Consider the following 21,861-nt stretch of genomic DNA (forward strand, 5'->3'; position numbering starts at 1 on the left):
CTGATGAAGTGAGTAGTGAATAGGCGGTAGTGAGTAGCGGGAAATCGCTGCACTCCCCCATTCCATCACAAGCCTCAAAGACGTGTTCAAACAAACCACTACCGACTAGTCACTAATCACTAGTCACTCGTGTACCAGCTTCTCAAACAACAAGTTGCGCTTTGCCGACCTGGTGGTTATGGCGGGGTGGCTGCACCCGTTCCCTTTCCGAACACGGCCGTGAAACGCCCCTGCGCCCATGGTACTTCGTCTTAAGACGCGGGAGAGTAGGTCGCTGCCAGGTCTGCCAAACGCAACTCAGTTGATAAAATCTTCTCAATCACAAGCCAACGGCCCAAAGCCGAAACAAAGGGCCGCTCAACGCGGCCTTTCGTGTTATAATAAATACCGCGGGCTGGAGCAGCCCGTTCGGCCTAAGATCGATCCACCGGATCCATCTCTTAACGGCCTCACCTCGTCAGGCTACGCCTGACATCGCTCCCGGGCTCAGACAGTCCGGAATAAAATAACGCGGGGTGGAGCAGCCCGGTAGCTCGTCAGGCTCATAACCTGAAGGCCGCAGGTTCAAATCCTGCCCCCGCAACCAAACCTTCCATAAACACAACACGCAAAAAGCCCGCCTCATGGCGGGTTTTGCGTTTCTGGGGGAACGTCACAACATGCGTTCAGCGAACGACGCCGGAGTCCGATCCCCCATGTTCAGCTCGTTTCGGGTCAGGAATTCCGCGGGCCGGATCGTCTGCAACGCATTTGCCGCCTCTCTGAAATAGGGTGTGGCCTGCCTCGTCTCGGCTCTCGCATCCCATTAGCTATCAACGTGCGGTCGTGCCACCAATATCCCCATTTTTATAGATTTCGTCCGTAGAGGGCTTCTCCTGGGGATCGCGCCACATTGAGCGGTGTGTCGCCGGTACCATAAAACGACCTTACCGGATCAGGGACCGCAAAAGCACCTTACCGGATTTAACCGCACCTAACCCCCGTCCAGAGCAGAAAAGTATAAGGCTTACTCCATCGCTGCACTCGTAACGCAAGGCACGGAGGAAGTCATGAGTAAGGGAAAAGTCGTGGTTCTTGGGTCCAACGCGACCCGGATCGAGACAAAAGGCGGCTATTGGGGTGTCACCGGCCAGTATCTCAATGAGACGGTCGTGCCGGCGATGGCCCTGATCGAAGCCGGCTATGAGGTGGTGCTCGCGACGCCGGACGGGACTCCGCCGACGATCGACAAGGCTTCGGATGCCCCCGCACATTTCGGCGGGGATGTGGCCGCCTATGAGCACGCCAAGGTGTTCTACGCGGACGACCCATCGATGAAGGCACGTACCCTGCGCTCGGTCCTCGACGAGGGGCTGGACAATTATGCTGCCATCTTCATCCCTGGCGGCCAGGCGCCGATCGTCGATCTGATGCAGGACCAGGAAATCGGCGAGATCCTGCGCCATTTCCACGAGCATGAGAAGCCGACCGCTATGCTATGTCACGGACCGATCTCCTCGGTCGCGGCGATGCCGTATGCGCGCGAGTTTCGCGCGGCGCTGATTGCCGGCGATCCCGAAAAGGCGAAGGAATGGTCCCAGGGTTGGCAATATGCCGGCTACAGGATGACGGTGTTCGAGAAGGCCGAGGAGAAGGTGATCGAGGACACCATCCTGCACGCCAAGATCTATTTCGACATGCCGTTCGCGCTGGGCCTTGCCGGTGCCATCGTGGATACCGGACCGGACTTCGAGCCCTATGTGATCGAGGATCGCGAGCTGATCACCGGTCAGAATCCGCGCTCGGATCATCCGATCGCCGCGGCCCTGATCGCTGCATTGGACCGGAAGCGCGCTGCAGCGTGACACGGCAGTGCCGCCTTGCCCTCCCGCAGCTGCCCGACGGCGATGGCTATCTCGCCGCGCCATCACCTACCGCTTCATGGCCAACGGCGTGTGGAGCACTGACAAGACAGTCGAAAAGCTCCTCGCCGCGGCCGGCTAGGCGCAGCTCAGAGATTGATGGAGACACTAATGAAACGGTCAGTTTGGAGATTACTCGCTGCCATGATTGCTTTTGCTCCGGTCGCCTCCGCCGCCGCGGAGAAGCCAGTCTCGATCGTTCTTGTGCATGGAGCGTTCGTCGACGCCTCCGGCTGGGAGCTTGTCTACAACATGCTGTCAGCGGACGGATATGAAGTCCTGGTTGTGCAGAATCCCACGATCACCTTGGATGGTGATGTCGCGGCGACCAAGGAGGTCATCGCCAGTGCCACGCATCCAGTGGTGCTTGTCGGCCACTCCTATGGCGGGGCCGTAATCACCGAGGTGGGTGGCGACGCGAAGGTCAGGAGCCTTGTCTACATCGCCGCCTTTGCGCCGGCGGCGGGAGAATCGGTATTCGATCTGGCAACTGCACCACATCCCGGCGAAGAGGGGGCTCCGCTGCTCCCGCCGAACGACGGTTTCATCCTCGTCGATCCGGCGAAGTTTCCCGCCGCCTTTGCCGCCGATGTCGATATCTCGACGACGCGGTTCATGGCTGCAGCTCAGGTGCCTTGGGGGCTCGGGGCCATTCAGACCAAGATAACCAGCCCAGCTTGGAAGCAGAAGCCGAGCTATTTCATGGTGACCGCGCTGGATCGCATGATTCCACCTAGCGGACAGCGCTCCATGGCCGCGAGGGCTGGCGCGAAGGTCATCGAAATCCAGAGCAGCCATGCGGTGATGCTGTCGCATTCCAAGGCTGTCGTCGACTTCATCACTAGCGCTGCGGCTGGGACAAAGTAGCTATGGCACCCGGACTACTGCCTCCGTGCCGCGACGAGTGGAGCTAGACGGCCGTCTTGGATCAGTGCGAGGAGATTTCCTCCTAAATATTGAATCAGCCTCGCGCTCAGCCGCAATAAATTATGGAGATGACAATGAACAGACTGATCATTTCCCTGGTGCTTACTACCGTCAGCTTTGCTCCCTTTTCCCAAGCCGTCGCCGCTCCTCCCAAGCAGGCTGCGATCACCCAGCAGGTGTCGGTCACCGTGCACTATCGTTCGGCCAAGATCGATGGCATCAACATGTTCTATCGTGAAGCCGGTCCGTCCGATGGGCTGGTCGTCCTGCTTCTGCACGGCTTCCCGACATCCTCGCACATGTTTCGCAACCTCATTCCGCTGCTCGCGGATCGCTATCACGTCATCGCGCCTGACTATCCGGGCTTCGGTCAGAGTGATGCACCCGATCACACCAAGTTCGCTTACACGTTCGCCCGTTACGCAGACATGGTCGACACGCTCATGAACCAGATCGGCGCCAAGAAGTACGCCATGTATGTCATGGATTACGGCGCACCGGTCGGCTACCGTCTGTCTCTCAAGCACCCGGAACGGGTGAGCGGGTTGATCGTCCAGAACGGCAATGCCTATGAAGAAGGCCTGTGCGAGTTCTGGGATCCGATCAAGGCCTACTGGGCCGATGATTCGAAGGAGAAGCGCGAGGCGCTCTCCAATCTGGTAGTCCTCGAGACCACCAAGTTCCAGTACACGGACGGCGTCAAGGACCTCACACGCATCAGCCCCGACAACTGGGTTCATGATCAGGCCTTGCTCGACCGGCCGGGTAACAAGGATATCCAGCTCGATCTCTTCCACGATTACGGCACGAACGTCCCGCTCTACCCGCAGTTCCAGGCCTTCTTCCGCGAACGCAAGCCGCCGACGCTGATCGTCTGGGGCAGGAACGACAAGATCTTCCCGGAGGACGGCGCACATCCTTACTTGCGTGATCTTCCGCACGCTGAAATGCACCTCCTCGACACAGGCCATTTCGCCCTTGAAGACAAGCTGGATGAGATGGCGCCGCTGATCCGCGATTTCCTCGATCGAAAAGTCGCAAGGCATTAATCGAGAGCCATTCGCCACGCCCTGGCGGTCATTTCAGGCGGACAATGCAACAGTTCCGCTCGCTTTGGACGCTGGCCAACCCAGGGGCTCGGGTATCAACTGCCGTAGCCTTGAGTGGCTCATGTCGGAGATTGAAAGGCTTCGTCCATGTCATCGCACGTTAAGATCACCGCAATCCTCACCTCTCGTCCAGACAAGGCCGAGAAGCTGCAGGCACTGCTTCTCGGAATGGCATCGGATTGCCGAGCAGAGCCGGGCAATCTGCGATGGGATATTTGGCAGGACCAGTCTCGTCCCGACCGGTACGTTCTCGATGAACTGTATGTCGATGGCGCGGCCGTCGCAGCACATCGTGAGACCCACCACTATAAGAACTATCTCGCGCAGATCGGGGATCTGGCAGACCGCACCGCGTTGGTGCTGAGTCCGATCGAGGTCGGGCATGCTCGCGTTTAGCACCATGTTTTCGAGATCGGGACCCGCCTTCCAGAGGCGTAACACGGCAAATGCATGCTTAATCTCACGCTCGATCTCCGATACCTTGAAGCTCTGCGAAGAGCTCTTTCACGATACGTTCAATGACTGGGCAAGGAAAAGGCAACCGCCGATACTATCGCCTGCATTGTATCGCGGCTCTAGAAATACCGCACCTCTCTTCGCTATTATGTCGCGCTAAAGTACCGCCGCCTGCCCTCAAGGAGCATATCCATGTCCTTTCCAGCAATCCACCGCGTCGTCACCGGACATGATGCCGATGGCAAGTCCATCGTCGCGATCGACGGCCCGCTGCCAACAGTCGTCGAATTGAATGCCATTCCCGGGATGATCTTCCATGAGGTTTGGGAAACGCGCGGCACGCCGGCGCAAGTGGACAATAGTGCCGATCCGACCACCGGTGCGCTGATGCACCAGCCGCCGAAGCATGGCACCCGCATCCGTTTCGTCGACATGCCGCCAGACGCCGAATACCTTGCCGATGGCACATTGCAGATGAAGGAGCTGTTCAACGAGGTCAATGATCCCAGCGGCTTGACTGTAAAGGCGGATTCGCCGCACCCGATGATGCATCGGAGCGAGGCCGTTGACTATGGCATCGTTATCGATGGCGAGATGACGCTGATGCTCGACGATTCCGAAGTGCCGCTCAAGCCCTACAGCGTCGTAATCCAGCGCGGCACCAACCATGCTTGGGCGAACCGCTCTGGCAAACTGTGCCGCATGCTGTTCATTCAAATAGACGGACAATATGAGCCGTCGATCGCTGCAGCGCTTGCGCGTCGATAGGCCTGCCGCTGCTCCGCTCTTGCGCGGGCTGGAGGAAATTTTTTAGCAGGGAATCGAAGGCAGGCCGCTTCGAAGTCGGATCACGGGCGGGCTCTTAAGAGAAAGTGGCCTGGCTGTCTCCGGAGCGTGTGAGCGAGGCGAGCAGGTCAGCGGCAACGGCAAGGTCGTGTGTCTCGAACCCCTCGATGAATTCGCTGAATATCGGCAACAGCATCTTGTAGGCACCATCGGCCTTTGACCCAGCGCGCCAGAGTCGTGCGAGGTCGTTGGCTGCACGCAATCGCCATGACAACGCACCTATTTCCTGCGCAAGCGCCATCGACTTGATGAGTTGCGCCTCCGCCCTGTCCGCCTGGCCTTGAGCGAGCAGAATGGAGGCTTGGACTCGCAAGACCTCGGGCAGGCACCAGTGGTCATTTTTTGCATCTGCTCGGTCAAGCGCGGCTCGGATCGTGGTTTCCGCGTCGCCAAGACGACCTTGCTTGGCCTGGAAGTCCGCGAGGACGCCCAGGTAGAACGGCAATCGCGCCAAATGCTTCGTTCGGTGGAAATCCGCAATGGCTCGCTCGAGGTTCTCGACCTCCTCACCCGGGGCGGCGCTTTGCGCACATGCCAATGCCGCACGATAGAACATGGCGACCGGGCGCCGGACGTCGAATCCGTGCCGCCTAGCCTGGTCATCGAGCATGGTGACATAACGGTCACATTCTTCATAACGTCCTGTCCAATAGAATACCGGACAGATCCACGAGAGCGCATTGCCCAACGAAAGGTGATGCTTGGTCTTGGACGCGTAGTCGACTGTTGCCCGCGCAGTGTCCAGGGCAGTGTCCGGCGAACCCGTCAACCATTGTGCATGCGACAATAGATTCGTCACATCGACAATCCTATCGGAGAGGTATCGCACGTGCCGCCTTAAGCGTTGGGTATCGTTGATGTCTTCCAGATTGAGCAGGTGACGACGTTCGAAGCGTTGCCGGACGTCGTGCAGCTGGCCGATGAAGAGTTTGCCGATCCCGAGGGCTACTTCCGCCTCCAACACGGCGGAAGGGACTTCCGTGGCTGCAACCGAGGCGAAGTTCTCAAGCGTGCGGACCGCGGCGTCGTTCTCGCCGCTGAAAAGTTCAAACACTCCAATCAACCGAAGGCAACGAACGCGGCAATCTGTGTCGCCAATCTGAACGGCGATGTCCAACGCCCGTTGCATCGCGTCTCTCGCTTGAGGTATGAGGCCCTGCGTGAACATGGTAGCGCCACCAAGCCACACCTGAAGCTGCATCTCAAACACGCTGCCGGCGAGTCCCGCCGGGCCAAGTTCTTCAATCGCCTGCGAAACATGAACGCGGCATTCTTCGGTGAGCGACAGATGGTTCCAGAGCAGGAGCCCGGCGACGGTCAGCCGGATGCGCAGTGACCGATTCGCTTCATCCTGAGCTGTCCAGGTGAGTGCGCCGCGCAAATCGTCGAGGACGCGCCCATAGGCGGCTTCCCATTCACGGGCCGGGCGTTCAGCCCACTCGACCGTGGCCCGCTCGAGCACCGCGCACACATGCTCCGCGTGGCGTTGGCGAATGATCTGATCCACGCCGCTGACCCGCAGTCGTTCGAGACAATACGTTCGCGTTGTCTCAAGGAGGCGATAAGCGACGCCGTCGGTGTCGACATCAAACGCAAGCAAAGACTTCGCCGCAAGCTGTGCCACGGCATCTGCCGTTTCGGCGGGAGTGACGTTCGACACTGCCGAAGCGCCTTCGATATCGAAAAGACCTGCGAAAACGGATACAGCGCGTAGCAGCGCGGTCTCGCTTTCCGTCAGCAGGCCGTAGCTCCAGTCGAGCGTTTCAATCAGGGTGCGATGCCGCTCCGGGCCCGCCCGCCGCCCGACAAGAAGGCGGAATCGATCGTCAAGTTGCTTCAACAGACCGCCGACCCCGAATGCATCGATGCGTGTCGCGGCAAGTTCTATTGCAAGCGCCAGACCATCAAGTCTCCAGCATATCTCGGCAGCGGCCGGCGCATCGACGTCATGCAACTCAAACAGTTCGAAGCTGTTGGTCGCTCGGTCCACAAAAAGCTCAATGGCAGGGAATGACATTGCTTCGGCGGCGCTTAGCCGAGACGAGCGCGGCGGCGCGCCGAGTCCCGGAAGCCTTCGCACGCGTTCCCCTTTTACTCGAAGTGGTTCACGGCTGGTGGCGAGGATCCTCACGCCGGCAACTTCAGCCAGGAGGCGGTCTGCGCAGGACGCCGCAGCGTCAATGATGTGTTCGCAACTGTCGAGCACGAGCAACACCTCGCGATCACGCAAGGATTCACATAGGCCGGCAAGGGCGTCTATAGAATGGACCGCCAGGCCGAGTGCCGTCGCTATGGCGTTGGGCGTTAGGGCCGGGTCCTTCAGAAGCGCCAGATCAACAAGCCAGACGCCATCCTTAAACGTCTTAAGTTCGTGCTCGGCGACAGCGAGCGCCACTGTCGTCTTTCCGATACCGCCGGCGCCAACGATCGACACCAGGCGGGATTCTCCCAGATCCCGTCGAATAGCATCAATCGTATCTGCTCTTCCAAAGATCGCCGACGTCGCAATCGGCAAATTGTGATTGCGTGGTGTTGGCGAACGAAAGGGCGCCGCAAGGCCCGATGATCCATGTCTCTGGACTGGAGAAGTGAACTGATATCCGCGTCCAGTCACCGTCGCGATATATTTCGCGGCGCCAGGTCCGTCCCCAAGCGTTCGCCGCAACGCCGCCATGTTGACCTTGAGGTTACCTTCGTCAACGATGATGTTTGGCCAAGCGCGAGCCATTAACTCGCGTTTGCTTACTGGTTCGCCAGGCCGCTCGACTAGTGCCGTCAGGATGTCCAGCGCGCGGCCTCCGATCCGAACGGGCGCCTCGCCTTGCAAGAGCAGTTGGCGTTCGGGAATCAGCATGAACGGCCCGAAGGAGTAAGACCGCAAAGACCGCTCGGCGAGGTCGCTAGTCATAATTCCTTTCCTTCGAGAGTTCTCTCTTGATACGAATGAAAATTTAAATAGCACTTCGGTGAGCAGTCATGCAGGGGGCAAACCAACATCTCGCCAGATCCGGAGCTGTACGGCTCATGAGGCCATTTGCGTGCCCCCTGTGAAGTATCGATACAACAACTCGGTCGATCGACTAAGCAGGGGCCACCGAGTACGCTAAAAATAGGATGGCACGGCGAGCAAGTATTCTTAAGGTCTTGATGAAATTAAGCCAGAACGTTCCGTGTTTTGTAAGCTGAATTTGTGTCAAAAGCGTTTCAACTACAATAGTCGCCCTACGGCGTTTTGACTAGATTTCTGATGGAACCGGCGCGTGGCTTTGTTGTCTGTCATGGCTTAAGAAGTCCCTGTACCGGCAGGCCCCGGCCGGAAGGTTGGGCCTCGCGCGGGTCGTAGTCGCCGCGCCGCCCGTTGGGGCGGGACCAGATCAGCGAGAAGGTGTCGCCTTCCTCGTCGTCGAAGAACTTGGCGTAGATCGGGGCGTTGAAGCCTGGATCGTCGGCCGAAGCTGTCGAGCAAGTTGAGCTTCTCTCTTGGCGGCTATCCCGTTCAAACGTTGGGCACGCCGGAAGAGGCCACACAGGCTTATCAGCAAAATTCATCGTCGAACTAGTGGCCGAGACGCCCGCTCTAAACCGCGTCAGTATCATGCGGCCAGCTTTGGGATAGCCCTCTCGACCAATCGCAGGAATCGTTGGTTGCGAGCCCCCGCAACCAATATTCCCAGGCCCCAAAGACCTGCTCGGCAAGCTGACGGGGCTTTGCCGTTTCTGAAGAACTGCCTAGCCAAACGCGTCGCGGAGCTTTGTTCTTTGGCCAGGGCTGTCGCCCCACTGCGGTGGCCCAGCCGGTCGATATCTCAACTTCCCATCTCGGGTTCCGCTGCATCACGAGAGTGCATTTGAGATTAGGTGCGATCGCGCGTCACCGTTCTGCTTCCTTGCCGACTTGCCTTCCCCTATAATCCCTTCCGGGCACACAGGAGTTCCGTCATGAGCGAAGACGCCTTCAATATGTCGATTCGCAAGTTCCTGAAGGAAGTCGGCGTCACCTCGCAGCGCAAGATCGAGGAGACAGTGCGCGAAGGGAAGTCCGGCGGCAAGAAGCTGAAGGTCCGCGTGACGCTGACGGCGGAAGGCACCGGCCTCAACCACGTGGTGGATGGCGAAATCGAACTTCCATAAAAACCGCTTACGTTCAGTACCCTCGAATCTCCGCGATTTTTGCAAGTTTCTGCGTTTTCAGGCCCCGCAACCAAACAAATAGCCCGCCAACACGGTGGGCTTTTTGTTGGTAACGGGTCGAGCGACGGCATAACGGCGACGGCATTGTGTGAGGTGCGTCGCCGTTGTACCATGTAATCTGACAAGTGTGCGCCGTGCTCATTGTCGAGCGGAGCCAAAGCCCGGTCGCGCGCTTCAACCCGATGAATAAGTAGTCCGGATGATGGAACTTATCGTCGCCCTTGGCCTAATCCTCTTGAAGGTCGCGTTCCTGATTGCGATCCTGCTGTTGCTACCATTGCCGCTCACCTGGCTGGAACGCAAGGTCGCCGGGCACATCCAGCAGCGGATGGGGCCGATGCGCGTGGGATGGCACGGGCTGTTGCAGCCGGTGGCGGACGGAATCAAGCTCCTGACGAAAGAGGATCACATCCCGGCCGAGGCCGACCGGTTCCTGTTCAAACTGGCGCCAATCCTGGCGCTCGCTCCGCCCTTTGTGGTGTTCGTCGCGATCCCCTTCGGCGAAACTGTCTCGGTCCTCGGCCACGGGATCACGCTCTACGTCTCCAACATGAATGTGGCGCTCCTTTTCGTTTTCTCGGTGATCGGGATCGAGGTCTATGGCGTCATCTTTGGCGGCTGGGCCTCCAACAGCAAATACGCTGTCCTGGGCAGCCTCAGAACCTGCGCCCAGATGATCAGCTACGAAATCCCGATGGGGTTCGCGGTCATCGGCGTGGTCATGCTGGCGCAGTCCATGAGCCTTCTCGAGATCGTGCGGGCGCAGGCCGATGTCTGGAACATCGTCTACCAACCGGTCGGGTTCTTGGTGTTCTTCGTCGCCGGATTGGCCGAAGCGCAGCGCATTCCCTTCGACCTGGCGGAAGCGGAAGGGGATCTAGGGGCCGGGTTCCATACCGAATACAGCGGTATCCGCTTTGCCTTCTTTATGGTCAGCGAATATGCCATCGTATTGCTTGTGTCGGTCTTGGTGGTGATCCTGTTCTTCGGCGGTTGGAACGGTGTTCTGATTCCCTTGCCACCGCTCCTGTGGTTTGCTCTCAAGGTCGCGTTCTTCGTCTATGTGTTTATTTGGTTCCGCTTCACTTTCCCCCGCTACCGCTACGATCAGTTGATGGCGATCGGATGGAAGGTCTTGCTTCCTCTGTCGATGGCGAACATAATTATAACCGGTGTACTTTTAGGGGTCGTAACGGCCCCGTAGCGAGGCGGCGATGTCGCGCGCGCAGGACAGAGTTGGAACATGGGTTGGCTGGGCGTTCTTCGCCGATCTGGCGAATGCCTTGGCTCTGACCTTCGGATATCTGTTCTCCAAATCCGTGACCATGCAATATCCGGACAACGAAAAATGGCTACCCTACTCGCGTTACCGCGGACATCATTTTCTGAAGCGTGATGAAGAGGGCGAGATCAAGTGCGTGGCCTGCGAACTCTGCGCGCGGATCTGTCCCTGCGACTGTATCGAAGTCGTCCCGTACGAGGACGAGAAGGGCAGCCGGCACCCGGCGAAATTTGAAATCGACACAGCCCGCTGCCTGTTCTGCGGGTTGTGCGAGGACGCCTGCCCGGCGGATGCAATCGCGCTTGGGCAACAATACGAATTTTCCAGTTTTTCCTCTGCTGACCTGGTGATCGGGCGCGACGATCTGCTCGCCAAGCCGGGTAAGGCGGCAACCGGCGGTGGCGTGGTCGCCGCGCGCCTGAATACGAAGAAGGACGTACTCGTCGAGACGAAAGAGACGCACGGCTACAACTGGTGGCGGAATATCCGGCGAACATGAAAGCGCCAGCCATCAAACCGAAGCGCTCGAACAGGAGGCTCAGATGTTTGTCGGTGAAATCATGAAGAACAAGGGTGTCGGTGTCATCGCAGTCGCCCCCGATCAGACGATGGTGGAGGTACTGAGGTTGTTTCGAGACAACAATATCGGCTTCGTCGTCGTGAGCCGATCAAACAGCAAATACCTCGGTACAGTGTCGGAGCGGGATTGCTGCAATGCGGTGGCGGAATACGGGGCCGCGGCAGCGGCGATGCGGGTCGCGGACATCATGAACCGCAATGTCGCGACGTGTTCGACACAAGATCTGCTACCCGTCGCGATGGGGATCATGACCCAGCGGCGTACGCGCCATGTGTTGGTCACGGATGGAGGCAACGTTGTCGGCGTGGTCAGCATCGGAGATGTGGTTAAGCACAGGCTCGACGAAGCGCAGCGTACAGAGCAGGAGCTGCAGGATTACATATGCGGTACCAGGTATCACTGACGCCGCCCACTCGATGTAATGACGCTGGGGCGGGAAGCTTGCCACGGAGTCTTGCGGTGCCCCCGATCCCAAATCCTCAAACCCCGCGCCAGATCCGGCCTGGGGGGGCGACCTCAGGAGTGGCATGCGCCTTCTGGACTTCCACCACGCATGGATATTCGCCCCGCCGCAGCAGGCTGTTGAGACGCAAGGCTCTATAGTTTTCCGGAACGAAGACGAGGCCCTTGGGAAACCGCCTGTCGACCTTGAGCTGCGCCGACAGTTCGCCCTGGCCGGAACGCACGATTACCTGATCGCCATCCGAAAGGCCAAGCTCCGCAGTATCCTGCGCGCTCATCGCGACATAGGGATCGTTCGCGACTGTGTTCAGCGTGTCCGACCGTTCGGAAAGATATCCGTTGTGGAACAGGCAGTCGCCGGTGATCAGCATGAGCCGGTCGGCTGCTGTTGGAGCGGACGGCGGCGCAAGGAACACGCCAGCCGATAGTGTTGGCACCGCCCTGGTGAATGCGCCGTCGCCGCCAAGTCCGTCCTGCGTCAACCCCTGATAGGCCGGAATCAGCCGGGCAATCTCGTCGAAAATTTCGCCTCGCGTCGATGGCGGCAACGCCTGGCTGCGTAGCGCGGCGACGAAGTCGATAATCGCCAGATTGCCTCGCGCGTCGAAGACGGGCTCACGGAATTTGCGAACATTCTGGATCCGGCCCTCGTTGTTGGTGAACGTTCCGGATTCCTCGCCGTATCCCGCCGCGGGCAAGACGACCTCGGCCATGCCCGCCGTATCCGTGAGGAACGCGTCCTGCACGATCAGGAGATCAACTGCGCCAAGCGCCGACGTCACAAAGTTCCGGTCGGGATAGGCGATCAGGGGGTCGGTTCCGACGATGTAGAGCGCGCCCATCCGGCCACCGACGCAGAGCTCCAGCATGGCATCGAGATTCGCGCCGGGTTCAGACGGGATTTGGGCGCCCCAGTTTCGTGCAAGAGCTGCGCGCGCCGCGTCATCGGCGACTGCCCGCAGCCCCGGCAGAGCCGCCGGCAAGGCCCCCATGTCCCAGGCTCCCAGCTGGTTGGCACGGTCGAAGAGAAATTGCATCGCCGGGCCTTTGCCTAGCAGGCGGAGAACCTGCAGCAGGTTGTAGAGCTGCAGCAGCGTCGCGCGCGCTTCGGGTGATCTCAGGAGGTCGACGCTGACAAGCACGGTGACGCTACGGGCTTCCTTGAGCGCGGTGGCCAGACGATCCGGCCCGTCGCTGCCGGTGCCCGTTGCCGGCCTGCCGACCATCGCCCCGATGTCCGCAAATGCGTCGCCCGGCAAGGTCTGACGGGCCACCGCCATGAGCGCGGCTACCACCGCCGCAAGGCTTGCCTCTTCTCCGCCCGGCGGCACGCGTACCACCACCCTGGCATCGGCGTCCAGGCGCGAGGGCCGCGCCGAAAGCATCAGCAATCCGGCCTGCCGCCGCCGCGCGGCGTCTCGCAGCAGGTATTCGGACACGGGATTCTCCTCGGTCACGTTGCCGCCGACGACGAGCACGCAGTCGTTGCCGATTACGTCGGCCAGCGGTGTGCGGCTGTAGAAAGTTCCCAATAGCGGGCCGAGCGTATCGAAGGGCGCGGCCCAGCGTGACGAACAATCAATGTTGTTGGTCCGGAATACTGTTCGCATCAGCTTCTGGAACTGATAAAGCACCTCATTGGGCAGGCGAGGCGAGACCAGCCCGCCGGCCTCCTTGCTCTCGACAGCCAACAGTCGCCGGCGCAGATAATCCCCCGCTTCGTCCCAGGAAACCGGGACCAGGGCGCCATCCTGACGGATCATTGGCTGCTTGATCCGGTCCCGGCTTGCAACGAAATCGAGGCCGAAGCGTCCTCGCACGCAGAGAGTTTCGTGGTTGACACCTTCGTCCCACTTCGAGCGCACCCGCATGAACTCGCCCTTGCGCGTGCCAACTGTCAGCTGGCAACCGGTGCCACAATGCGGGCAGATCGTGTCGGTCTCCACGAGATCCCAGGGGCGCGCCTTGTAGCGGTAGGGGAAGCTCATCAGCGCGCCGACCGGGCAGACCTCGACGCAATTGCCGCACTGGTCGCAACTCGCCAGACTGCCCTCGAAGCCGGTGACGGCGGTATCCATGCCTTTCTCGACGGTACCCAGCGCCACCGCGCCGACGACCTCCTCGCACATCCGGACGCAGCGCTGGCATTGGATGCAGCGGTTGACGTTCATGATGATAACCGGGCTGAGGCGAATGTCCTCGGAGTGGAACACACGTTTGTCATCGCGGAACTGGCTTTCGCGGGGCCCATAGGCCATTACCATGTTCTGAAGCTCGCATTCGCCGCCCTTGTCGCAGATCGGGCAGTCGAGGGGGTGATTGGCGAGCAGCATGTCGAGCATGGAAGAGCGCGTTTCCTCGATCAGAGGCGTATTCGTCCGCACGACCATGCCATCGGTGACCGCAGTAGCGCAGGACGGCTGCAGCCGCCGCAGGCCCTCGATCTCCACCAGACACATGCGGCAGGAGGCCAGCGGCGGCAGACGCTTCAGATAGCAGAAGGTCGGAATATCGATGCCCAAATGCCGGGCGGCCTGCAACACTGTTGAGCCAGCCTCAACTTCCAGCGTTTGTCCATCGATCGTGACTTTAAGCATGGTTTCCTCACAACCCTGATCAAGCACACTCCTTCAGTGAAACGGGCACCTCCGCTCCTCGACATGGGCGACGAATTCATCTCGGAAATGCGTGAGTGCTGCCCGCAATCCCATCGCTGCACCATCACCCAAGGCACAAAACGTATTGCCGAAAATGCCCTTGCAGAGCATCTCCAGTTGCTCCAGATCGCCGGCAGCACCTTCGCCGCCTTCAACCCGGCGCAGGACTTTCACGACCCAGTTCAATCCTTCCCGGCAGGGCGTGCACTTGCCGCAGGACTCGTGGTGGAAGAACTCGACAATCCTGGTGGCGACCTTGACCATGCAGGTGCTATCGTCGATTACGATAACGCCAGCTGAACCGAGCATCGAGCCGGCGGCAGCCAGCGAGTCGAAATCCATCCTCACCTCCAGCCCGTGCTCCGGGATGACCGGCGCTGAGACCCCGCCCGGGATCACTGCCTTGATCTTGCGTCCCTGCAAGGTCCCGCCGGCATGTTCTTCGACCAGCTCGCGCAGCGGTATGCCCATCGGCAACTCGTAGAGGCCGGGTTTGCGCACCTGTCCGCTGAGGCAGTAGAGCTTCGGGCCGGGGCTCTTGTCCGGGCCGATGCCGCGGAACCAGTCCGCGCCCCGCGCCACGATATGCGGCACGCAGGCCAGCGTCTCGACATTGTTGATCACAGTCGGGCTGGCGTAGAGCCCGGCCACGGCCGGAAACGGAGGTTTCAATCGCGGCTGCGCCCGCTTGCCCTCGAGCGACTCGAGCATCGCAGTCTCCTCGCCGCAGATATAGGCGCCGGCGCCGCAGTGGATGTGTACCGCGAAATTGAAATCCGAGCCCAGAATGCGCTTTCCGAGATAGCCCTTTGCGTGGGCCTCCGCGATCGCTTGCTCCAGACGGCGGATCGCCGTCACATATTCTCCGCGAATGTAGACATAGGCGGTTTCGGCCCCAATCGCGTAGGCACTTACCGCCAGCCCCTCGATCAGTTGATGCGGGTCGCGCTCCATGATGATCCGGTCCTTGAACGTGCCCGGTTCGCCCTCATCGGCGTTGCAGCACAGATATGTCGGCTTGCCCGTGCGCTTCGGCACGAAACCCCATTTCATGCCCGTTGGGAATCCGGCACCGCCGCGACCGCGCAGGTTGGACCGTTTGACGAGGTCGATAACCTCGTCGGGCGTGTACTCGCGCAGGGTCTTCGCCAGCGCCTGATAGCCGCCTCCGGCCTCGTAGGTCGACACCAAATGACCATCCGCCACATCGACATTTTTGAGAAGAATTGGCTCGAACATGGCGCTACTCCCCCGGCAGCCGCGCAGAGGCGTGCTCGACGCTTGCGGCTCCCGCTATCGCCCGCAGGCTGTCCAACAATGCGTTTATCCGCGTCACATCAAGGTGGGCGTGGTAATCGTCGCCGACTTGCATCACCGGAGCCATCTCGCAGGCGCCGAGGCATTCGACCGTAGAAAGCGTGAACAGCCCGTCCGGAGTGGTGCCGCCTTTCCTGATCTCCAGCACTGTTTCCAGATGGTCTAACAGGTCCTCCGATCCGCACAGCATGCAGGAAACATTGTTACAGAGCTGCAGGTGGAACATCCCCACCGGTTCGGTATGGAAGAGGGTATAGAAGGTCGCCAACTCGTAGACCCAGATCCGCTCGACTCCGAGAATGTCGGCGACCTCTTCCAACACTGGCCCAGGCAGATGGCCGTGTTCTTCCTGCGCGATCAGGAGCGCGGGCATGATCGCAGAGCGCTGGTCGGGATACCGCGCCGCCGCCTCTTCGATCTTTTCGCGCATGGTCATCGCATTCAAATCCTTGCTACTTGTCCACCTCCGCCATCACAGGGTCGAGGCTGCCGAGCACAGCGATCATGTCCGCCAAATAGCGGGCGTTGGTGACTCCGAAGAGGGCCTGAAGGTTGACGAACGAGGGTGCCCGCACCTTCATGCGGAACGGTTTTGGCGACCCGTCGCTGATGATGTAAAAGCCAAGCTCGCCCTTTGGCGCCTCGATCGCCGAATAGACCTCGCCCTTCGGCACCTTGAAGCCGTAGGCCGACAGGTCGAAATGCTGGATCAGCGCCTCCATCGAGCAGTGCACCCGATCCTTGTCCAGCGGGAAGGCGATGGTCGGCATGTCGATCTGGAACGGCCCCTCAGGCATCTGGTCGATGCATTGTTCGATGATCCTTATGCTCTCGCGCATCTCATCGACGCGGCATCGCCAGCGTGCATAGCAATCGCCCTCGTCACGGGTGATGACGTTGAACGCCAGCCTGTCATAGATCTCGTAGGGCTCGTCGCGGCGGATGTCCCAGTCGACACCGGAAGCACGCAGGTTCGGGCCGCTGAGGCCGAGATCGATGCCATCCTCTGCAGAGATCACGCCGATCCCCTTCGTGCGATTGAGAAACACCCGGTTATCTTCGAGCAATCGCTCATAGTCGCGGATCCGGTTCGGGAAGATGTCGCAAAACTCCCGGATCTTGGGGAAGAACCCGTCAGGCAGGTCCTCGCGCACCCCGCCGACCCGGCAGAAGGACGTGTGCATGCGCGCACCGGTTATCATTTCCAGGAGATCCATGATCATTTCGCGCTCGCGCATGACGTAAAGCAGCGCGGTCATGGCGCCGAGATCCATCGGCAGCGCGCCGGTGATCAGGAGGTGACCGGAGATCCGTGCTAGCTCGGCCATCATCACGCGGATATATTGCGCCCGGATCGGCGCTTCTATGCCGAGGAGTTTTTCCACCGCCAGCGCGAAGGCGAGGTTGTTCGAAGGCGGACAGAGATAGTCGAGCCGGTCGGTGAGCGGAAAAATCTGGGTATAGGTGAAGCTCTCCGCCAGTTTTTCGGTGCCGCGATGGAGGTAGCCGATATGCGGATCTACGCGCTCGACGAACTCGCCGTCCAGTTCGAGGACGAGCCGAAGAACCCCATGGGTGCTGGGGTGCTGCGGACCGAGGTTGAGAAGCACTTCCCTGGTATTGAGCGCTTCACCCTCAGGCCTGCTGAGCTCGGTGACTTCGGTCATCTCAACGTTCCGGCGTAGAACGGCCTCCCTTACGGAATGTCCCTGGTGGCAAGATCGGGCTGCGTTGGCGGCGGACCTTCGGCACCGAAGGGGTTCAACTTGTCCTTATAGCCCCTGAGAGGGAAATCCTTGCGCTGGGGAAAGCCCTCGAAGCCTTCCCACATATAGATCCGGCGCAGATCGGGATGTCCCTCGAACCGGATACCATACATGTCCCAGGCCTCACGCTCATGCCAGTTGGCGGTACGCCAGACTCCCGTGACCGAAGGCACTTCAGGAGGATCGCCAAGTCGGCACTTGATGCGGACCCGCCACCGGTTGGGCAGCGAATAAAGATGGTAGACCGCCTCGAACCGAGGCGTTTCGGGATAATGATCGACGCCGCAAATGTCCGAGAGGAAATTGAACTGCAGCCCCGGATGCTCTTTCAGGAGCCGGCAGAACTCGACTATCCTCTCGGGCGGAACGGCAAAGGCATCGATACCGTGCGCAGTGCCGAGGTCCTCGATTGTTTCTCCGAAGCGCTCCATGATCGGAGCGCGATTGAGGGGAGGCTCCACATTCATGACGCTATAACCCGATCCAGAGGTGTGCCGGCGAGCGCCCGGGACCTCTTGATCTTTTCTTGAAGCAGAAGGAAGCCGTGCATCAGCGCCTCGGGCCGGGGGGGACAGCCGGGCACATGCACATCGACGGGCACGAAGGTTTCCGATCCCTGTACCACGGCATAGGTGTTGTAGACCCCGCCCGAAATAGCGCAGGTGCCCATGGCGATCACCCAGCGCGGTTCCGGCATCTGGTCGTAGAGCCGCCGCACGACGGGCGCGAACTTCCGGGTCACGGTGCCGGCGATAATCATAACGTCGGATTGTCTCGGTGAAGGGCGGAACACCACGCCGAACCGGTCGAGATCGTAGCGGGCGCAACCGGCCGAGATCATTTCGATGGCACAGCAGGCAATGCCGAAGGTTTCCGGCCACAGCGCCGATCGCCGGCTCCAACTGATGATGCTGTCGGCCGTGGTGAACAGCACGCTGTCCCGGATCGCATTGTTTACGCCTCCCATTCCAGCGCTCCTTTCAGCCAGGCATAGGCGAAGCCCACGAGAAGCAGCAATATGAAGACGATCATCTCGATATAGCCGACCAGTCCGATCTCTTTCAGGACGACGGCCCAGGGAAAGAGGAACATCGCTTCGACGTCGAAAACGACCAGCAGGATTGCGAGGATAAAGAACGGCACCCTGAAGCGACCCGCCGCCGCCTCGCCCGCGGCCTCCATACCGCATTCATAGGGCATGTTCTTGGCGGAATAGGGATTGGATGGGCGCAGCAGCGAGGAAACGAACAACGTCACCCCCGCCACCAGAACGACTCCGGCGATCATGAAAAGAACCGGCAAGAATTCCATTGCAGCCATATCACTGCACCGGTTGCCCACCGACCTCATCCTGAACGGGTAAGTCGGTCACGCCACGGCGCGACTGGACAATCCTTTCTCTGCGTCCAAGTTTATTCCGTCGGTGTGATCATTGCAAATCCAATCGCTCACCCGCCAAGGACCGAATCTTGGGCAAGCTTCAGGAACCACGACGGAAATAGCCCGATGCCGATGGTGCCGGCGGCGGTGACGGCGAGTGTCGCGCCCACCAGAGGCGTGAGCGCCGGGGCGAACGTCCTCTTCGGCTCGCGCATATAGATCACCATGACGATGCGGATGTAGAAATAGGCGGCGACGGCGCTGAGCAGCACTGCGATTACCGCCAGGATGACGAAACCATGCTGGACGAGGGCGACAAGCACGTAAAATTTGGCGAAGAAACCGGCGGTCGGCGGAATGCCGGCCAGCGAGAAGAGATAGAGTAGCATCAGGAGCGCCAGCCCAGGATGTGACTTGGCGAAACCTGCATAGTCTTCGATAACCTCGCCCGAGAAATCGCCGTTACGCATCATGATGACGGCGCCGAAAATGCCGAGATTCATGATGGCGTAGATCAGCAGATAGAGCATCACGCTGGCGATCCCATCGGCGCCACCAGCGGCCACGCCGAAAATGGCGAAGCCGGCATGGGCGATGCTGGAATAGGCCAGGAGACGCTTGAAATTGTCCTGCACCAGCGCCACGAAGCTTCCGAGCGCCATCGTCACCACCGCAATGACGGCAACGATAATCCAGACGTCCGAGGCTGCGACCAGAGGGTTGAGGAATACCCGCAGGATCACCGCGAACCCCGCCGCCTTGGGGCCCACCGACATGAAGGCGGTGATCGTTGTCGGCGCGCCTTCATAGACGTCCGGCAGCCACATGTGGAAGGGAACCGCGCCGACCTTGAAGACCAGCCCGGCGACGATGAAGACCACCGCCAGCAACAAACCTGGATCGAGCGGATCGCCAGTCACGACCGCAGCCATCCCGTCCAATTGCGTCGTGCCGGTGAGCCCATAGACCAGCGAAACGCCGTAAAGGAAAATCCCGGTCGAGACCGCGCCAAGGATTACGTATTTCAGTGCTGCTTCGTTCGACCGCCGCTCACGCCGCAGGAAGCCGGTCAGCACATAGGTGCAAATCACCATCAGTTCGAGGCCCACATAGATCGACAGGAGATCGGTCGCCGAGGCCATGATCATCATGCCCGAAAGCGCGAAGAGCAGCAGGACATAGTATTCGCTGCTCCCGATCCCTTCGATATCGGCATATTTTCGCGAAAGGACGAATGTCAGAACGGTGGCCAGGTAGAAAACGAACTTGAAGAAGACGGCGAAGCGGTCGGCGACGAACATGCCCGTGTAGGCCGGCCGCACCTCGCTAGCAAGCATGAGTGTCGCCAAGGCGGCAATCAATACAATCGCGATCGACGCCCAGACAAGCAAATGTTCCTGTCCCTTTCGTACAAACTGTCCCAGGATCAGCAGGATGCAGGCGCCGGTGATCACCACGATCTCGGGCAGGCTCGCTAGGGCCGACCGGAAAAGCGCGGCGGCGGTCATGGGCCGCTCCCCTTACTGTTCACCTGCGTCAGCAGATGCTTCACCGAGTCATCGATGATGTCGAGGAAGGGTTTCGGATAGAGCCCAACCCAGAGCACGAAGACGGCCAGCGGCAGGATCGCGGCCATCTCACGGGCGTTCACGTCGCGTGTCTTCAACCGGGTACCGACGCTGGCCGGGCCGAGCGCGATTTTTCCGTACATGCCAAGCAGATAGGCAGCCCCCAGCAATGCGCCAAAAACGGCTGCAGAGCCAGCGACCAGATTGGCCGCAAACCCGCCTGACAGCACCAGCAACTCGCCCACGAACGAATTCGTTCCCGGCAGCGCCATCGACGACAGGGTAAACAGTGCCAGAAACGTGGTGTAAACAGGCGCCACCTTCATCAACCCACCATAGTCGGCGATGCTTCGGGTATGGGTGCGCTCGTAAATCAGCCCGACGAACAGGAATAGGGCGCCTGTCGTCACGCCATGATTGAACATCTGCAGGATACCGCCCTCGAGCCCTCGGAGATTCAGCGCAAAAATCCCAAGCGTCACAAAGCCCATGTGGCTGATGCTGGAATAAGCCACAAGCTTCTTCAGATCGTCCTGCGCAAGCGCGAGCAACCCGCCATAGACGATCGCAAGCCCCGAAAGCGCCAGCATCAGCGGCGAATAATACATCGATGCCTCCGGCAGCATCGGCAGCGAGAACCGCAGGAATCCGTAGGCGCCCATCTTCAGGAGCACTCCGGCGAGGATAATGCTGCCCGCCGTCGGCGCCTGCACATGGGCGTCCGGCAGCCAGGTATGGACCGGCACCATCGGAACCTTGACCGCAAAAGCGACCAGGAAGGCGAAGAACAGCCAGGACTGGATCCGGAATGGCAAATCCTGTTCCGTCAAAGCGAGGATATCGAAGGTCCTGCCACCGTAGAAATAGAGCACGATGACGCCGATCAGGAACAGGAGGCTGCCTGCCAGCGTGTAGAGGAAAAACTTGATCGCCGCATAGACCCGACCCTCGCCGCCCCAGACGCCGATGATGAGATACATCGGGATCAGCATCGCCTCCCAAAAGACGTAGAAAAGGAAGAGATCCAGCGCGCAGAAGACGCCGAGCATCAGCGCTTGCATGAAGAGCAGGCAGATCATGAATTCCTTCACCTTGCGGTCGATAGCGACCCAGGAGGCGAGCACGCAGATCAACCCCAACAGTGCGGTCAGGAACACGAAGAGCGCGCTGATTCCGTCGATGCCAAGGGCATAATTGATCCCGAGCGCGGGCACCCACGGGTGCGTCTCGGTGAACTGCATGGCATGGATCTTGGTGTCGAATCCGACCAGCATGGCGATGCAAAGAGCAAGGTCGAGGACGGTGAAAGAGAGCGCGCTCCACCGCACTACATCATCATCGCGCAGGAACATGAGAACCGCGGCCCCGACAACGGGCGTGAATATGATGAGGCTGAGCAGCGGGAAGCCCATGGCACCC

19 protein-coding genes, 1 tRNA gene, 1 rRNA gene and 1 pseudogene are annotated in these 21,861 nt (G+C 60.0%); 11 read left to right on the forward strand and 11 right to left on the reverse strand.

Translation table 11 applies throughout. The annotated features are described in order from the left end of the window. The first annotated feature begins 168 nt into the window (after window positions 1–168). The 7 genes from rrf to PH551_RS17980 all read left to right on the forward strand — a co-directional run bounded on the left by rrf (window position 169) and on the right by PH551_RS17980 (window position 5,161). Window positions 169–283 (forward strand): 5S ribosomal RNA (gene rrf, locus PH551_RS17950). A gap of 226 nt (window positions 284–509) precedes the next feature. After that, a tRNA-Met gene (locus PH551_RS17955) sits at window positions 510–586 on the forward strand. Window positions 587–1,049: 463 nt separating this feature from the next. Next, on the forward strand, window positions 1,050–1,844 hold the full coding sequence (locus tag PH551_RS17960; protein ID WP_285194045.1) for a DJ-1/PfpI family protein: 795 nt from the start codon (window positions 1,050–1,052) through the stop codon (window positions 1,842–1,844). A gap of 168 nt (window positions 1,845–2,012) precedes the next feature. Further along, on the forward strand, window positions 2,013–2,768 hold the full coding sequence (locus tag PH551_RS17965) for an alpha/beta hydrolase (RefSeq protein ID WP_483315426.1): 756 nt from the start codon (window positions 2,013–2,015) through the stop codon (window positions 2,766–2,768). 134 nt (window positions 2,769–2,902) lie between these two features. After that, window positions 2,903–3,877, forward strand: coding sequence for an alpha/beta fold hydrolase (locus tag PH551_RS17970; protein ID WP_285194046.1), 975 nt, complete (start codon window positions 2,903–2,905; stop codon window positions 3,875–3,877). Between the two features lie 147 nt (window positions 3,878–4,024). Further along, the gene (locus PH551_RS17975) at window positions 4,025–4,333 is read left to right on the forward strand and encodes a putative quinol monooxygenase (RefSeq protein ID WP_087000181.1); all 309 of its coding nucleotides are present in this window, start codon (window positions 4,025–4,027) and stop codon (window positions 4,331–4,333) included. A 252-nt stretch (window positions 4,334–4,585) separates the two neighbouring features. Further along, on the forward strand, window positions 4,586–5,161 hold the full coding sequence (locus PH551_RS17980; protein ID WP_285194047.1) for a cupin domain-containing protein: 576 nt from the start codon (window positions 4,586–4,588) through the stop codon (window positions 5,159–5,161). Between the two features lie 94 nt (window positions 5,162–5,255). On the opposite strand, the gene PH551_RS17985 is transcribed toward PH551_RS17980, so the two are convergent. After that, window positions 5,256–8,147, reverse strand: coding sequence for an ATP-binding protein (locus PH551_RS17985; RefSeq protein WP_285194048.1), 2,892 nt, complete (start codon window positions 8,145–8,147; stop codon window positions 5,256–5,258). A gap of 434 nt (window positions 8,148–8,581) precedes the next feature. Then, window positions 8,582–8,836 (reverse strand): annotated as a pseudogene (locus PH551_RS17990) (DUF736 family protein); the annotation flags it as partial. A gap of 342 nt (window positions 8,837–9,178) precedes the next feature. Between PH551_RS17990 and PH551_RS17995 the strand changes: the two are divergent. The 4 genes from PH551_RS17995 to PH551_RS18010 all read left to right on the forward strand — a co-directional run bounded on the left by PH551_RS17995 (window position 9,179) and on the right by PH551_RS18010 (window position 11,695). Further along, entirely contained in the window at window positions 9,179–9,370 is a 192-nt protein-coding gene (locus tag PH551_RS17995) for a DUF6494 family protein (protein ID WP_285194050.1), read from the forward strand. A gap of 262 nt (window positions 9,371–9,632) precedes the next feature. Beyond that, window positions 9,633–10,634: an NADH-quinone oxidoreductase subunit NuoH gene (gene nuoH / locus PH551_RS18000; RefSeq protein WP_285194370.1), complete on the forward strand. Its 1,002-nt coding sequence runs from the start codon at window positions 9,633–9,635 to the stop codon at window positions 10,632–10,634. A gap of 10 nt (window positions 10,635–10,644) precedes the next feature. Then, window positions 10,645–11,211 (forward strand): NADH-quinone oxidoreductase subunit I, encoded by a 567-nt coding sequence (locus PH551_RS18005; protein ID WP_097600739.1) that lies wholly within the window; start codon window positions 10,645–10,647, stop codon window positions 11,209–11,211. Window positions 11,212–11,254: 43 nt separating this feature from the next. Further along, window positions 11,255–11,695: a CBS domain-containing protein gene (locus tag PH551_RS18010; protein WP_085779269.1), complete on the forward strand. Its 441-nt coding sequence runs from the start codon at window positions 11,255–11,257 to the stop codon at window positions 11,693–11,695. A gap of 76 nt (window positions 11,696–11,771) precedes the next feature. Here the strand turns inward: PH551_RS18010 and nuoG are convergent, their stop codons facing one another. From nuoG to PH551_RS18055, 9 genes are all read right to left on the reverse strand, one after another. After that, complete coding sequence (gene nuoG, locus PH551_RS18015) at window positions 11,772–14,351, reverse strand: NADH-quinone oxidoreductase subunit NuoG (protein ID WP_285194371.1); 2,580 nt, start codon at window positions 14,349–14,351, stop codon at window positions 11,772–11,774. 33 nt (window positions 14,352–14,384) lie between these two features. Beyond that, window positions 14,385–15,650: an NADH-quinone oxidoreductase subunit NuoF gene (gene nuoF, locus PH551_RS18020; RefSeq protein ID WP_285194051.1), complete on the reverse strand. Its 1,266-nt coding sequence runs from the start codon at window positions 15,648–15,650 to the stop codon at window positions 14,385–14,387. Between the two features lie 4 nt (window positions 15,651–15,654). Further along, the gene (gene nuoE, locus PH551_RS18025; protein WP_285194053.1) at window positions 15,655–16,164 is read right to left on the reverse strand and encodes an NADH-quinone oxidoreductase subunit NuoE; all 510 of its coding nucleotides are present in this window, start codon (window positions 16,162–16,164) and stop codon (window positions 15,655–15,657) included. Window positions 16,165–16,180: 16 nt separating this feature from the next. Then, window positions 16,181–17,395 (reverse strand): NADH dehydrogenase (quinone) subunit D, encoded by a 1,215-nt coding sequence (nuoD, locus tag PH551_RS18030; RefSeq protein ID WP_097600735.1) that lies wholly within the window; start codon window positions 17,393–17,395, stop codon window positions 16,181–16,183. 29 nt (window positions 17,396–17,424) lie between these two features. Further along, window positions 17,425–17,961, reverse strand: a complete 537-nt coding sequence (locus PH551_RS18035; protein ID WP_285194054.1) for an NADH-quinone oxidoreductase subunit C — start codon at window positions 17,959–17,961, stop codon at window positions 17,425–17,427. Further along, window positions 17,958–18,461: a NuoB/complex I 20 kDa subunit family protein gene (locus tag PH551_RS18040; RefSeq protein ID WP_003582024.1), complete on the reverse strand. Its 504-nt coding sequence runs from the start codon at window positions 18,459–18,461 to the stop codon at window positions 17,958–17,960. Before PH551_RS18040 ends, PH551_RS18035 begins: the two co-directional genes overlap by 4 nt. Next, window positions 18,449–18,814, reverse strand: a complete 366-nt coding sequence (locus PH551_RS18045) for an NADH-quinone oxidoreductase subunit A (RefSeq protein ID WP_285194058.1) — start codon at window positions 18,812–18,814, stop codon at window positions 18,449–18,451. The genes PH551_RS18040 and PH551_RS18045 overlap by 13 nt, the downstream gene beginning before the upstream one ends. 128 nt (window positions 18,815–18,942) lie before the next feature. Beyond that, complete coding sequence (locus PH551_RS18050; RefSeq protein WP_285194059.1) at window positions 18,943–20,382, reverse strand: NADH-quinone oxidoreductase subunit N; 1,440 nt, start codon at window positions 20,380–20,382, stop codon at window positions 18,943–18,945. Next, window positions 20,379–21,854, reverse strand: coding sequence for an NADH-quinone oxidoreductase subunit M (locus tag PH551_RS18055; RefSeq protein WP_285194060.1), 1,476 nt, complete (start codon window positions 21,852–21,854; stop codon window positions 20,379–20,381). The genes PH551_RS18050 and PH551_RS18055 overlap by 4 nt, the downstream gene beginning before the upstream one ends. Window positions 21,855–21,861 lie beyond the last annotated feature (7 nt).

Source organism: Rhizobium atlanticum (assembly GCF_030182485.1).
GTDB lineage: Bacteria > Pseudomonadota > Alphaproteobacteria > Rhizobiales > Rhizobiaceae > Rhizobium.

Bases quoted from the DNA above. Each gene is read 5' to 3' on its own strand.
- PH551_RS18005 (WP_097600739.1), top strand. From the start codon at position 10,645: ATGTCGCGCGCGCAGGACAGAGTTGGAACATGGGTTGGCTGGGCGTTC.
- PH551_RS17975 (WP_087000181.1), top strand. From the start codon at position 4,025: ATGTCATCGCACGTTAAGATCACCGCAATCCTCACCTCTCGTCCAGAC.
- PH551_RS17995 (WP_285194050.1), top strand. From the start codon at position 9,179: ATGAGCGAAGACGCCTTCAATATGTCGATTCGCAAGTTCCTGAAGGAA.
- PH551_RS17965 (WP_483315426.1), top strand. From the start codon at position 2,013: ATGAAACGGTCAGTTTGGAGATTACTCGCTGCCATGATTGCTTTTGCT.
- PH551_RS18035 (WP_285194054.1), bottom strand. From the start codon at position 17,961: ATGAATGTGGAGCCTCCCCTCAATCGCGCTCCGATCATGGAGCGCTTC.
- nuoH (WP_285194370.1), top strand. From the start codon at position 9,633: ATGGAACTTATCGTCGCCCTTGGCCTAATCCTCTTGAAGGTCGCGTTC.
- PH551_RS18055 (WP_285194060.1), bottom strand. From the start codon at position 21,854: ATGGGCTTCCCGCTGCTCAGCCTCATCATATTCACGCCCGTTGTCGGG.
- PH551_RS17970 (WP_285194046.1), top strand. From the start codon at position 2,903: ATGAACAGACTGATCATTTCCCTGGTGCTTACTACCGTCAGCTTTGCT.
- nuoD (WP_097600735.1), bottom strand. From the start codon at position 17,395: ATGACCGAAGTCACCGAGCTCAGCAGGCCTGAGGGTGAAGCGCTCAAT.
- nuoF (WP_285194051.1), bottom strand. From the start codon at position 15,650: ATGTTCGAGCCAATTCTTCTCAAAAATGTCGATGTGGCGGATGGTCAT.
- nuoG (WP_285194371.1), bottom strand. From the start codon at position 14,351: ATGCTTAAAGTCACGATCGATGGACAAACGCTGGAAGTTGAGGCTGGC.
- PH551_RS18050 (WP_285194059.1), bottom strand. From the start codon at position 20,382: ATGACCGCCGCCGCGCTTTTCCGGTCGGCCCTAGCGAGCCTGCCCGAG.
- PH551_RS17980 (WP_285194047.1), top strand. From the start codon at position 4,586: ATGTCCTTTCCAGCAATCCACCGCGTCGTCACCGGACATGATGCCGAT.
- PH551_RS17960 (WP_285194045.1), top strand. From the start codon at position 1,050: ATGAGTAAGGGAAAAGTCGTGGTTCTTGGGTCCAACGCGACCCGGATC.
- PH551_RS18045 (WP_285194058.1), bottom strand. From the start codon at position 18,814: ATGGCTGCAATGGAATTCTTGCCGGTTCTTTTCATGATCGCCGGAGTC.
- PH551_RS17985 (WP_285194048.1), bottom strand. From the start codon at position 8,147: ATGACTAGCGACCTCGCCGAGCGGTCTTTGCGGTCTTACTCCTTCGGG.
- PH551_RS18010 (WP_085779269.1), top strand. From the start codon at position 11,255: ATGTTTGTCGGTGAAATCATGAAGAACAAGGGTGTCGGTGTCATCGCA.
- PH551_RS18040 (WP_003582024.1), bottom strand. From the start codon at position 18,461: ATGGGAGGCGTAAACAATGCGATCCGGGACAGCGTGCTGTTCACCACG.
- nuoE (WP_285194053.1), bottom strand. From the start codon at position 16,164: ATGACCATGCGCGAAAAGATCGAAGAGGCGGCGGCGCGGTATCCCGAC.